Source organism: Streptomyces changanensis, from assembly GCF_024600715.1.
In the GTDB taxonomy this organism is placed as follows: domain Bacteria; phylum Actinomycetota; class Actinomycetes; order Streptomycetales; family Streptomycetaceae; genus Streptomyces; species Streptomyces changanensis.
Window position 1 is genome coordinate 2221952 of the sequence record NZ_CP102332.1, and the last position, 12673, is coordinate 2234624.

At 76.7% G+C, this 12673-nt stretch carries 10 protein-coding genes; 3 read left to right on the forward strand and 7 right to left on the reverse strand.

Translation table 11 applies throughout. The features are described from left to right. Nucleotides 1-66 precede the first annotated feature (66 nt). Nucleotides 67-2553 (reverse strand): TOMM precursor leader peptide-binding protein, encoded by a 2487-nt coding sequence (locus tag NRO40_RS09890; protein ID WP_079047433.1) that lies wholly within the window; start codon nt 2551-2553, stop codon nt 67-69. Beyond that, a complete protein-coding gene (locus NRO40_RS09895) occupies nt 2550-2729 on the reverse strand; it encodes a hypothetical protein (RefSeq protein WP_058944639.1) in 180 nt (59 codons plus the stop codon). The genes NRO40_RS09890 and NRO40_RS09895 overlap by 4 nt, the downstream gene beginning before the upstream one ends. A gap of 424 nt (nt 2730-3153) precedes the next feature. Between NRO40_RS09895 and NRO40_RS09900 the strand changes: the two genes are divergently transcribed. From NRO40_RS09900 to NRO40_RS09910, 3 genes are read left to right on the forward strand one after another with little or no spacing between them, the layout of a single operon-like run. Next, nucleotides 3154-3597, forward strand: coding sequence for an ester cyclase (locus tag NRO40_RS09900; RefSeq protein WP_058944638.1), 444 nt, complete (start codon nt 3154-3156; stop codon nt 3595-3597). 24 nt (nt 3598-3621) lie between these two features. Then, on the forward strand, nt 3622-4392 hold the full coding sequence (locus NRO40_RS09905) for a thioesterase II family protein (protein ID WP_107115222.1): 771 nt from the start codon (nt 3622-3624) through the stop codon (nt 4390-4392). 37 nt (nt 4393-4429) lie between these two features. Continuing rightward, nucleotides 4430-6796, forward strand: coding sequence for a LuxR C-terminal-related transcriptional regulator (locus NRO40_RS09910; protein ID WP_198549447.1), 2367 nt, complete (start codon nt 4430-4432; stop codon nt 6794-6796). A 315-nt stretch (nt 6797-7111) separates the two neighbouring features. Here NRO40_RS09910 and NRO40_RS09915 read toward each other — a convergent pair whose 3' ends face one another. The 5 genes from NRO40_RS09915 to NRO40_RS09935 all read right to left on the reverse strand — a co-directional run bounded on the left by NRO40_RS09915 (nt 7112) and on the right by NRO40_RS09935 (nt 12475). After that, the gene (locus NRO40_RS09915; RefSeq protein ID WP_107115224.1) at nt 7112-7612 is read right to left on the reverse strand and encodes a hypothetical protein; all 501 of its coding nucleotides are present in this window, start codon (nt 7610-7612) and stop codon (nt 7112-7114) included. A 70-nt stretch (nt 7613-7682) separates the two neighbouring features. Beyond that, nucleotides 7683-8885: an FAD-dependent oxidoreductase gene (locus NRO40_RS09920; RefSeq protein WP_058944635.1), complete on the reverse strand. Its 1203-nt coding sequence runs from the start codon at nt 8883-8885 to the stop codon at nt 7683-7685. Between the two features lie 79 nt (nt 8886-8964). Continuing rightward, a complete protein-coding gene (locus NRO40_RS09925; protein WP_058944651.1) occupies nt 8965-9990 on the reverse strand; it encodes a 3-oxoacyl-ACP synthase III family protein in 1026 nt (341 codons plus the stop codon). A 26-nt stretch (nt 9991-10016) separates the two neighbouring features. Then, complete coding sequence (locus tag NRO40_RS09930; protein ID WP_058944634.1) at nt 10017-10691, reverse strand: hypothetical protein; 675 nt, start codon at nt 10689-10691, stop codon at nt 10017-10019. Further along, nucleotides 10688-12475, reverse strand: a complete 1788-nt coding sequence (locus NRO40_RS09935; RefSeq protein ID WP_079047432.1) for a thiamine pyrophosphate-binding protein — start codon at nt 12473-12475, stop codon at nt 10688-10690. The genes NRO40_RS09930 and NRO40_RS09935 overlap by 4 nt, the downstream gene beginning before the upstream one ends. Nucleotides 12476-12673: the final 198 nt, after the last annotated feature.

Below are 12673 nucleotides of genomic sequence, written 5' to 3' on the forward strand. Positions count from 1 at the left end.
GCCGTCAGGTCCGCACTTTTCAGTTGAACCCCTCGAACACCCGGTCGCGGCGGTCACCGGGGGCGCTCAGACGAACAGCGGGACCGGGTTGAGCCGTTCGTACGGGGTCGGTTCGGCCAGGCGGCCCAAGGCCACGGGGACGTCGTAGAGCCGGCCGGGGGCGTACCGCGGCCAGAAGTGGCGCAGCCCGGGGACGACGGCCTTCACCACGGGGATGCCGGTGTCCGGCCGGGTCTGGTCCAGCACCAGCAGCTCCATCCCGCGGGCCACCAGCAGGCCGGTGACGGCGGTCAGGTCGTCGCGCAGGTCGGCGCGGTGGGTGTGCGTCCAGGAGCCGGGGCCGCGCGGCGCGGCGTGCGGATCGGGCGTCAGGTACGGGCAGTTCGCGGTGGTGGCGCCGCGCCACCAGCGGGCCGCGGCGTCGTGGCCGGTGTCCCGGCCGGACGCCACCGCCGCCACGGCGGGGAGCAGTTGGCCCATCTCGGTCAGCGCGCGGCGCAGCGCGATCCGCGGGTCGAGGTGGGCGCCGAAGCCGAAGACGATCTCCTCGGCCGGGCCCGCGCCCGCACCGGTGCCGGGGCCGGCCGGATGCGGGCCGGCCTCCGGGCCGGCCGGATGCGGGCCGGCCTCCGGGCCGGTCGGGTGCGGGCCGGCCTCCGGGCCGGCCGGGTGCGGGCCGGCCGGGCGTGCGGCGGGCGTGCGGCGGGAGAGCGCCGCGAACACCGGGATCCCGAGGTCCGCCGTCAGGTCCAGGGCCCAGACCTCCCGGCCCAGCGCGCGGTACCCGGCACGCAGCCGCTCGACGTACGGCTCGTCGAACGCGGCGAGGTCCACGGCCGGTTGGCGGGTGCGGTTGTACCACCACAGGGCCACCGCGTCCCGCTCCACCAGCTCCAGCACGCCTTGGAGCAGGGCGTCCTCCGGACTGCTGCCCGCGGCGCCGCCGTTGGAGTCGGCGACCGGCTCGCGCGGGTGGGGCGGGTCGGCGGAGAAGTACAGCATGCTCGTGGGCAGCAGCCGGCGCGCGCCCGTGGCCGGCGACCACAGGGGCGTCCAGTCGACGGGCCGGTCCTCGTCGAACGGCTCGGGTACGGCGGTGAACGGTGACCGCGCGGCGTTCCACCGGTCCCGCTCGCGGAACTGCCGCTCGTGGAAGAGCTGGACGGCGTTGGGGTGGAGGGCCTCGTCGCCGAGGGCCCGGTAGGTGTCGCGGATGACGGGTTCGTCGCCGTGGCGGGAGCCGCTGTACCGTTCCACGGCCTCGCACAGGGCGCTCACCCGCGCCTCGGTGGCCGTCAGGCCCTTGCCGCCGCTGAGCGCGCGCGGCCCGGCCCGCAGCCCGGTGGGTCCGGCGGGCCGCACGGCGAGGTTCTCGCCGGAGACGTACGCCTCGGTGAAGGCGGGCGCGCCGGGGGCCCGCCGGAGCTCCTTGACCACACCGGTGACCGGCCCGACGAGGTGGCCGTGGCGCTCCAGCATCTGCTCGGCGGTGAGCGCGCGGTGGCCGCCGCCCGTGCCGTCGGCGGCCTTGGGCCGGCTGCGGACGGTGAAGGGGCGCAGGCCCCGCGCGGCGACGATCCCCGGGTCCCCGCAGACCGGGCACTGCGGCAGCCGCGGCACCGGGTGGGCGTCGACGCGCAGGGTCCGCGTGTCCAGGGCGCGCAGCCGCCCGGCCTCGGGGCCGCGCAGCCCGGCGACCCACTTGGCCGCCTCCAGGGCCATGGCCTGCGCCGCCAGGGCGCGGCCGGCCGGGAGGGCGGCCTCCGGCCGGCCCAGCGGGCGGTCCGGGCCCAGGGCGCGCATCACGGCCAGTTCGGCGGCGCGGTGGCCCCGCAGCCGCGCCGCGAGACATGCCCAGCAAGGCCCGTCGTCCGGGCGGAAGACGGGCCCGACCCACGGCTCGGGTCCGGCCGGTCGGGCCGGCAGCCACGGTCGGCCGGCCCGCCGGTGCCGGGCGTCCACCTCGGCGAGGCCGGGCGCGAGGTAGTCGTCGCACAGGACGACGGTCAGCTCCGCCTCCCCCCGGTCCCCGTCCCCTTCCGCCACGCGCAGCCCGGAGGCGGCGCAGGCGGCCCGTACCGGGGCGGGGTCCGTGCCCGGCAGGGCGACGATCCGCACGGCCGCCCGCGCCATCCGCGCGGTGGCGCGGGCACCGTCCAGGCCGGCGAGGTCGAAGAACGCCTCGGCGGCCCGGTCGTACGGCGGTGCGGGCACGGCGGCCCGCGCGCCGCCGTGCCCGGCGCCCGGTGGCGCCCCGGGCGATGCCGGCGCGGGCACGGGACGTCCGCGGTACCGCAGCAGCCCCGTCCGGTCGAGCAGCCGCAGCGCCTCGGCGACCTCCTCCCGGCTCAGCGCAGGCGCGGCGGCGTCCGCCAGGCCGGCCGGGGTGCGGGTCCCGTCCAGCAACGGGACCAGGACCTCGGCGGGGGCCCCGCGCAGCGCCGTGATCCCCCCGTGCGAGACGAGGTAGGCGGCGTCCCCCGGGACCACGGCGGGCCGCAGGTGGCTCTTCAGTTCGACGTAGACGGTCTCGTTCCCCCGGGTGACCGTCATGCGCCGGCGGGCTCGCCCTCGACCGCGGACGACACGGCGCAGAAGGTGAACAGCGCGACCCCGTCGTCCGGGCCGCCCTCCAGGTGGTCCACGACGATGCGGCGCGGCTGCGGGCCCCGGCCCGACTCGGTGGTGGACCCGGCGGCCGCGGTGGCCCGGGCGATGACGTCCCCCATGTGCGTACTCCTCGGTTCCTCGGGTGGTCCCCGACTCTTCGGCTGGTCCGGCTCTTCGGCTGGGTCGGACCGCTCGGCTGGTCCGGCTCTTCGGACGGTCCGGCCGCGACCCGCACCGCGGGTGTCCGCGTCCGCCGTGCGGTCACCCGGATCCTGCTACCGGGGCGGCGGGCGCAGACAGTGACGGCGTCACCCGTGGGGCGTGACGATCTCCCGTCGCCCGGCCGCCCCCGCCCACTCCCCCACAGGCGCCGCCTCCGTGACCCCGGCCGGGTATGACGGCTTCACGTCCGGTCCGAGAGGAACACATCCCGCGCACCGGGAGGAGGCCACTGTCCCGCCGCCCGGGGCCGTTGCAGGCTTCGACGGGTACGGGCCGGGTCGCCGCACGCCCCGGCCGGCAACGGGGAGAAGAGGTACGCGGATGCACGACGTGCAGCAGGGGGTCGGCGCGGAGCTGCGGAGGCGGCGCGAGGACACGGTCATCAGGAACACCCTCGCCACGGTGGCGGAGCCGCCCGCCGACGGGCCGGGCACGGCGGGCGGGCCGGCCGGCGGCGTGTGCCGCGTCGTGCCGTTCGAGGAGCAGCCGCTGGTCGGCGACGACGCGGTCCGCCGCCACTTCGACGCGATGCTCGCCGCCTTCCCGGACCTGGCGCACGAGGTGCTGTCGATCCACCACTCGGCCGACGTGGTGATCCTGGAGGGCCGGATCAACGGCACGCAGGCCGCGGACTGGCAGGGCATACCGAACCGGGGCAAGCGGATGGAGCTGCCCGTGGCGGTGCTCTCCCAGTTCGACGGGGAGCTGCTGGTCGACGGGACGCTGTACTACGACCGCGCGGTCGCCGCCCGGCAGCTGGTCTGAGGCGCGGCGGGGAGCACGTACGCCATGACGCCCCACCTGAGGACCCCGCCGTCCGGGCCGTGGTCCGGGCTGGACCTGTTCTGCCTGCCCTGCGCCGGGGGCGGGGCCTCCGCCTACGCCCGCTGGCAGGAGCGGCTCGACGCCTTCGGCGCCCGCGTGCGGGTCCTGCCGGTCCAGCTGCCGGGCCGGGAGGACCGCGCGGGCGAGCCGCGCTTCACCGACCTCGACGCGCTCGTCGCGGACCTGGACGAGCGGCTCGACACGGCGTTCGCCCGGCCGCACCTGCTGTACGGGCACAGCATGGGCGCGTTCGTCGCGCACGCCCTGACGCTCGCGCGGCAGCGGCGGGGCGCGCCGCTGCCGCGGGCGCTGGTGCTGAGCTCGCACCGGGCCCCGCACGTACGCCCCGACCGGATCCTCGACCCGGACGCCGACGACGAGGCGCTCGCCACGAGCCTGGCCGAACTGGGCGGCATCCCCTGGGAGCTGGCCCGCCGGCCCCGCTTCCGGGCGGCGTACATGCCGCTGGTCCGCGACGACCTGCGGCTGTGCTCGGGCTGGGTGGAGCCGGCCGACGTCGAACCGCTCCACGTGCCGCTGCACCTGTTCACCGGGGTGGACGACCACCTCGTGCCGCTGCCGAAGATGGCGGCGTGGCGGGCGCACGGGGCGCGCGGCAGCGAGCTGCGGACCATGCCCGGCGGGCACTTCTTCGTCCGTGCCCACGAGGACGAGCTGCTGCGCGCGGTCGCCGCGCTCACCACCCGGTACGGCTCCGCCGTGCCGGCGGTCTGACGGGGGCCGGACGGTGAGGAGCGAGGAGGTGGCGCCCGTGCCGGCCACCGCGCGGCGCGGCGGCGCGGCCCCGCCCCGCGCCGGCGGCCCCGTCGACCTGGGGTTCGGCGAGCTGTACGGGCGCGAACGCGAACTGGGCCGGGTCCGCGACTGGCTGGAGCTGGGGGCGCCGGCGCGCCAGCTCACCCTGACCGGCCCCGCGGGCGTCGGCAAGAGCCACCTGGCGCACGCGGCGGTCGGCGCGCACGCCCGTGCCCACGGCACCGCGCTGCTGTGGGCGGACCTCGCCGACGCGCCGGACGGCGGGGCCGTGTGGGCGCTGCTCGGCGCCCGCTCCGCACGGGAGGCTGCCGACCGGGTCGGCGGCTCAGAGCTGCTGCTGGTGCTGGACGACTGCGACCGGCTGGTCGCCGACATCGCCCTGGACGTGGCGGGGCTGCTGCGGGCCTGCCCGCTGCTGCGGGTCCTGGTGACCAGCCGGGTCGCGCTGGACATCCGCGCGGAGCGGATCCTGCCGGTCGGGCCGCTGCCCACCGGGGCCGGCTCGCCGGCCGAGGCGGTCTTCGCGGACCGGGTGCGCCCGTACTACCGGGCCGGTGTCGACGGCGGGGCGGGGCAGCTCGCGGTGGCGGAGATCTGCCGGACGCTGGACGGGATTCCGCTCGCCGTCGAGATGGCCGCCGAGGCGGTCGGCACCGAGGGGCCGCGCGCCCTGCTGGAGCGGCTGGCGCGCGGCGAGTGCCCCGGCCGGAGCCGGCCGCGCGACACCCACGAGCGGCACCGCAGCGTCGCCGCCGCACTGGGCTGGGCGGCCGGGACGCTGGACGCGGGCGACGTGGCGCTGCTGCGGGACCTGTCCGTGTGCGAGACGCACGTCGACCTGGCCGCGGTGCGCGGTGTGAGCGGGCTCGACCACGCGGCGGCGGTCGCCGGGGTGGAGTCGCTGGTCCACAAGAGCCTGCTGCTGAGCGCGAACGGGCCGGACGGCGAACCGGAGTTCCGGCTGACGCACATGGCGCGCTGCCACCACCGGGCGGCGCTCGCCCGCGACGGCGACGCGCTGCGCCGCACCCTCGACCGGCACGCCGCGCACTGGTGCGCCTTCGCCGGGGCGACCGCCGCGGCGCTCGCCTCGGGGCGGCACGTCGACCAGGTCCTCCAGACGGTCACGGCCCGCCTGCCGGACCTCCTCAAAGCCGTACGGCACCTGACGGCGCGCGGTGACCACCTCGCCGCGCTGCGGCTGCTGACCGCGTTGGAGGGGCCCCTGCTCCGGCACCGGCTGGCCCCGTCGGCGGCGGACCTCGTCGAGGAGGCCGCGGCGGCGTGGGCGGCCGGGCGGGGACGGGACGACCACGGGAACCACGGTGAGCGCGGGGAGCACGGCGACCGCGGGGGTGCCGGGAACGTGCCCGGGGAGCCGGCGGACGCGGCCGGGGAGGTCGCCGGGGCGCTGGCCGCGGTGGGCTGGTGGGCCGTGGCGTGCGGGGACTTCCGGCGCGCCGAGCGGGTGTTGGACCGGGCGGCGTCCCTCGCGGCGGAGCTGCCCGCGGTGCGGGCGCGCGTCGCCGCGGTCACCGGGGAGCTGCTGCGGCGCCGGGGCGAGGCGGCGGCCGCGGCCGTGCTGCTCGACTCGGCGGTACGGCGCCTCGACGCGCTCGGGGAAGGCCGCGGCGCCGCGCCGGCCCGCCGCGGCCAGGCGCTGCTGCTGGCCGCGCACGGCGACCCGGACGCGGAACGACCGCTGCTGCGCGCGCTGGACGACGTGGCGGACGACGTCGCGACGCGGGCGTCCCTGCTGACGGCGCTGGCCCGGGTGCGGCGGGTGCTCGGGCGGAACCAGGAGGCGTACGGCAGCGCGCGGGAGGCCGCGCGGCTGCTCATGGGGACCGGGGACCCGGTGCAGGTCGCCGAGGCGCTGGAGACGATGGCGGTCACGTCCGTCGGCGGGGGCGGGGACCAGGAGCAGCGGCACGCGGTGGCCCGGGTGCTGGCGTACGCGGAGGCCATCCGCAGGCGGTACGGCGCCGGCCCGGGCGACGGGGGCACGGTGGGCGCGCTGACCGAGCGGCTCGCCGGCAGCGTGGACGCCGCGCTGCTGCGGCGGCTGCGCCGGGACGCCGAGCAGGTGTCGCTGCACGACGCGCTGGTCGCCGCGCTGTTCGCGCCGCCGCCCGCGCCGGAGCCGCCGCGCGCGGTGGCGGGGGCGGCGCCCCACGGGCTGACGCCGCGCCAGCACGAGATCGCCCTGCTGGTCGCCGAGGGGCTCACGAACCGGCAGATCGCCCGTCGGCTCGGCATATCGGAGTGGACGGTGACCAACCACCTGCGGGTGGTGATGCAGAAACTCGACTGCGCCTCCCGGGTGCACGTCGTCCGCGCGGTCCAGGGGAGCACGGCCTGAAGGGGACAGGTCGTGCCCGCCGAAGCCCGCCGGAGCCTGCCGAGCCCGCCGAAGCCTGCCCAACAGGGCGTGCGGGCCGAACCCTGCCGGCCAGGGCGTGCCGGGTCCGCGCGTGCGGACCGGAGCCTGCCGAACAGGGCGTGCGGACCGGAGCCTGCCGAACAGGGCGTGCGGGCCGGAGCGTCGCCCGCCAGGGCGTGCCGGGTCCGCGTGTGCGGACCGGCCGGGCCCACCGCACCAGGGGCCCGGCCGGCCGTTCCCGGGGGCCCGGCCGTCCGGGGACGGCCGGGCCGGTGAAGGGGGTTCGGCGCCGGATCAGAAGACGATCGGACCGGGCGTCTGCTTGCCGACCGCGTTGCACGAGTTGACGATGCCGAGGACGTTCAGGCTCAGCGACACGTCGGTGGCCCCGGCGGCCGGGACGTACGAGTCGAGGCTGTCACCCGCCGACACGGCGCCCGTCAGGGGACCGATGGTGACCGGCTGGCCGGCCGCCGCAGCGTCGTTGGCGGTGCCGCTGAACGCGACGGTGCCACCGGCGGCACGCTCCAGGCGCAGCGTGGCGCTGATGGAGTCGGCCGGGATGTCGAACGGGGCGAGTCCGCCGCTGGTGGAGATGCGCACCGAGCCGGCACCGCCCGAGGCGGACGCCTCGATGGTGAGGTCGGTGACGCCGTACGCGCCGCAGTCGTAGCGGGCCGTCACCGTCTGGGAGGCGGCCGCGGACTGGACGGCGGTGGCCGGGGCGGCCGTGGCGATGCCGCCGAGGAGGAGCCCGGCGGTGGCGACGGCGGTGGTGGACAATATCTGACGCATCATCAAAACCTTTCCACTGACTACGGGTGGTGTGCGTGGAAACGTCCGGGCGGCGCGTGCGCCGCCGCGGTTACCCGGTCGCGTGGGTGTCACGCGGCCGGGAGCCTGGTGGGGTGACCGGCGGCTGCCAGTCGGCGACCCCGTCGAAGCCGCGCAGCAGCAGTCCGGGGACGACCTTCGCCATCGCCCGGATCGCGCCGTCGCGCAGGGCGAGCGCGGCCGGGGAGCGGAGCGCCATGATCCGGGACGCGCGTTCGGCGCGGCGGATGAGGGCCGTGGTGCGGGGCCGGCGCTCCTGGTCGTACCGGGCGAGGGCGGCCGGCACGTCGGCGTCGGGCGCCGCGTGGTGGGCGAGCACGACGCTGTCCTCGATCGCCATGTTGGCGCCCTGCCCGAGGGTGGGCACCATGGCGTGCGCGGCGTCGCCGAGGAGGACGGACCGGCCGCGCTGGTAGCGCTCCAGCGGCTGCGCCATGTGGAACACGTCGTGGCGCAGGACGTCCTCCTCCCCGATCGAGTCGAGCAGGGCGGGCACCGGGTGGTGCCAGTGCCCGAAGCGGCGGCGCAGCTCGGCCTTCTCCCCGTCCGGTGAGCGGCCCCCGCGCTCGGTGACGGCGCAGGCGTAGATGAAGACGCTCTCCGGGTCGCGGACGAGGCTGCCCCACACCTGCCCGCCGCCCCAGGTCTCGTGGGGGACGAACCGCTGCGGGGTGGGCGCCAGGATCCGCCACACCGTCCAGCCGCCGTACGCCGGTCCGGGGTGGTGGGGGAAGAGGACGCGGCGGCTCGCGGAGTTGACGCCGTCGGCGCACACGACGAGGTCCGCCTCGTACACCTCGCCCGTCGTCGACACCTTCGCCGGCCGTCCGGGCGCGCCCGCGTCGGCGAGGAAGGCGGCCTCGCCGGTGCGGACGGTGCCCTCCGGGAGCCGGTCGACGACGAGGTCGACGAGGTCGCTGCGGCGCAGCACGACCAGCGGTCCGCCGAAGCGGGTGACGACGGACGCGCTGGTCGTCCTGGCGAGCGGCCGGCCGCGGGGGTCCCGCAGCAGGCCGTCGCCGTCCCAGGCGGCGAGCCGGCTGACCTCCTCGTCGAGGGAGAGGGCGGCCAGCGCGCGCTGGGCGTTGGGGGCCAGGGTGAGCGCCGCGCCGACCGGGGCGAGGCCGGCGGCGCGCTCCAGCACCGTCACCCGCCAGCCGCGCCGGTGCAGCGCCAGCGCTGCCGTGAGACCGCCGATTCCCGCGCCGATGACGACTGCTCGTGGAGGGGACATGAACTCTCCTTGGGGGTGTCCGGTCAGGTGGGTCGCGGTGCCCGCCGGGGGGTGTCCTGCCTGATCGGCACGACGCCCCCTACGTCCGGGCGCCCCCGGACCGCCAGTGCACCGCCGCGGCGCCCGCGAAGTCCCCCGCGTGGGCGAAGCCGGCCAGCATGAGCAGGCTGTCGTCCTCGATCCTTCCTTCGCGTACGCCGTGGTCCAGTGTGATGGGCACGGCGGCGCCGAAGAGGTTGCCGAACCGGTCGAAGGTGTCCAGGTGCCGGTCGGGGCCGATGGACAGGCGCCGCCGCCACTGCTCCAGGAACATCCGGTTCGGCTGGTTGGTGATGAGGACGTCCAGGTCGGCGGTGCCCAGGCCGAGTTCCGCGCACAGGCCGAGGACGACGTCGGGCACGAGGCGGTTGCCGCGCTCGACGATGTCCTTGACGCGGCCGGGGGTGAACCCGACGTGCATCTGGCTGGTGCCCGGCTCCCAGTACTTGCGGCCGTCGTCGAGGGTCAGGCCGCAGTCCCGGGTGTACTCGCCGTGGTGAGCGACCTTGACGCCGAGGACGGGCGACTCCGAGGACGCCGCGACGAAAGCGGCGCCGCAGCCGTCGCCGGGGATGACCGCCTCGGCGAGCCGGCGCACCTCGGTCTGGGTCATCACCGGGCCCGCGCTGTTCTGCACGTTGAGCAGGAGCGCGGAGCGGGCCTGGCCGGTGCCGATGAGGACGCGGGCCAGACGCAGCAGGTGGACGAAGGAGGCGCAGCCGCCGTTGTGCGCGTCGAGCACCCAGTCGGCGCGGATGCCGAGCCGGTGGGCGACCTCCGCGCCGGGCCCGGTGAAGGGGACCTCCGGCAGCAGGGTGTTGGTGATGACCACGTCGACGCCGCGCAGCGCGTCCCGGCCGACGCGGTCGGCGAGGGTGTGCGCGGCCTTCTCCATCATGTCGGCGGGCGTCTCGTCCCGGGACACCTGGTGCCGGAAGCGCGGCGCCTTGAACATGGTGTGGCCGGCGAGGGCCGCGTCCTGCGTCTGGTACGGCAGGAAGTACTCCGTGCCGACCGGTTCGCCCGGCATGTAGGAGGCGACCTCCAGGAGGCTCACGTCCCGCATGCCGGTCTCCCCGCCGGTGGCGCCCCTCATGCGGGGGCGCCGCTTCCGTGCCGGTGCTCCAGGATCTTCTTCAGGTTGTCGATCTCCGCCTGGTGGCCCGCGTAGAACAGCGGCCACATGTCGCCGACCCAGGGGCGATCGGGGGTGGTGGCGAGCTCCGGGTGCGGGTTCTCGTCGTAGTACGGGTGGCGGCAGTTGGTCCAGATGACCACGGAGCCGGGCCTGTTCAGGACGATCTCCGCCGGGACGATCCGGTGGAGGTAGTTCATCCACAGCTCCTCGCCCTGGTCCCAGGCGCAGCGCATGTCGACGGTGAGGGCGTTCGGGTCGCCGTCGATCCGCATGAAGATCTTGGTGTTGTCGTCGAGGAGGACGTCGCGGCCCTGGTAGACGCCGGGGACGTCGGTGGGGGCGAAGTCGCGGGTGCTGTAGGTGTACTCGTTGAGGTTGCGGACGTCGGTGAGGTAGTCGTAGACCGCCTGCGGGGGCGCGTCGATGTACTGGTGGACGGTGACGAACCGGCCGTACACCTCGTCGTAGGTGAAGCTGTCCTTCGTCATCTGCGCGGCGACGGCCATGGCCTCCTCACGCGGCGTGGTCTCCCAGCGCAGCAGGCCGGGGACGTCCTTGACGCCGGCCGGGATCGGCTCCGGGGCGACGTAGCCGGGCAGGGGGGTCGGGTTGGTGACGGAGGTGGTCATCCTGGTACGGCTCCTTCTCGGACGGGCCGTCCGCGGCCGGTGAGCAGCACGTGCTGCCGGAACGGCCGGAACGGTGGCATTTCGGTGGGGTCGACGTCCACGCAGACCAGCGCGGGCGACGAGGTGGCGTGGGCGCGGTCCAGGGCCGCGCCCAGCTCTCCCGCGGTGCGGACGGTGTCGGCGGCCAGGCCGGGGAACATCGCGGCGGCGCCGTCGCCGATCCGGGCCGGCCGGAAGAGGTTGTAGGAGTAGTCGCCGGAGAAGAACAGCTGCTCCCGGGTGGCGCACATGCCGTGGGCGTTGTTGTTCAGCACGACGAAGGTGACGGGCAGGTCGTGTTCGACGGCCGTGTGCACCTCCATGCCGTGCATGAAGAACGCCCCGTCGCCGGCGATGACGCAGGTGCGCCGGCCGGTGGCGAACGCCGCGCCCACCCCCGCGCCGAAGCTGTGGCCCATGCCGCCCATGCCGAGGGCGGCGATGAACCGGCCGCCGGGGGGCACGTCGACGTGGTGGATGGCGGCGGCCCCGGTGTTGCCGGCGTCGGCCACGACGGTGGCGCCCTCGGGAAGGTGGGCCGCGACGGTCAGGGCGGCCGTGCGCAGGTCCAGCGAAGTCGCCGGGTCGGGTACGGCGGCGGCCGGGCGCACGGGCCGCGGCGCGGGCCCCGGCTGCCGGGCGGTCCGACCGGGCGCCGGGTGCTCGGCGGCCGGGCCGGACGTCGGGCGGTCCGCGGCGGGGCCGGACGCGGTGGTGACCTCCCGCTCCAGCAGCTCCAGCTCGGCGGCGACCGGCCCGGTGAGGCGGACCAGCTCCTCGTGGGCGCCGAGGAACGGCTCGCGCGGGTCGACGCAGACCACCGGCACGCCCTTGAGGTGCTCGTGCAGTCCGGCGCCGGCCATCTGCGGCAGTCGCGTGCCGGCGAGCAGCACGGCGGACGCCCGCTCCAGGGCCTCCTGCACCTCGGCCGTGCCGATCGCGCCGGCGATGCCGAGGTGGCCGGGGTCGCGCGGGTCGGCGACGTCCTTGGCGTCGGGGACGACCGCGACCGCCGCGCCCAGCGCCGCGGTGAGCCGGGCCAGCTGGGGACGGGCGTCGGCGCGGGCGACGGCCTCGCCGGCGATGACGGCGACACCGCCGCGCCGGGCCGCCGCGCGCAGCAGCCCGGCGGCGCGGCTCCGCTCGGCCGCGTCGGACAGCGGCAGCGCGGCCGGGGCCACCGCGGCGGGCGGGTCCCACGACGGGATGACGGCCTGCTGCACGTCCTTGGGGAGGAGCAGCACGGCGGGCCCGGGCGCCGCCGGGTCGGTCGCCGCGGCCAGGGCGCGCGGCAGTTCCCGGACGATCGACTCGGGGTCGTCGACGCGGACGCAGTACACGGCCAGTTCGGCGAACATCCGGGCGGCGTCGATCGAACCGGCGAGGCCGCTGGTCTCCTGGAAGGAACCGCGGCCGTCGAGCGCGGCCGGCGGCTGCCCGATCAGGACGAGCGCCGGCACGTAGGAGGCGCGCAGCTCGGCGATGCCGGGGACGAGGTTCATCGCGCCGGCGCCGGAGGTGGCGGCGATCACCGGGACGCGCTGCGACGCGCGGTGGTAGCCGTCCGCCATGGTGGCGGCGGAGAACTCGTGCTTGGCCACCACCCCCAGGGGGCCGGCCTGCGCATGGTGCAGCGCGTCGTAGAGGTCCTCGATGTTGGCGCCGCCGACTCCGAATACATGGCTGACTTCCTGCCGTTGCAGGAAATCCACGACGAAATCGACCACGCGGGGTGAACTTCTCATGTGGCCGCCCCCTTCCGACGGTGGTGCGGCCATTACAGGCAGCGCCGCCGACGGGCGACAAGTGACCGGGATCTGCCGGTCGACAGGGGCCGCACCGGCAGGTTTCGACCAGGTGCCGCGGACGCGACCCGGCAGTGACCTGCCGGCCCGAGGAGGGTTCGCATGGCAGGGATCTGCCATGTCCGACTGTCATGTATC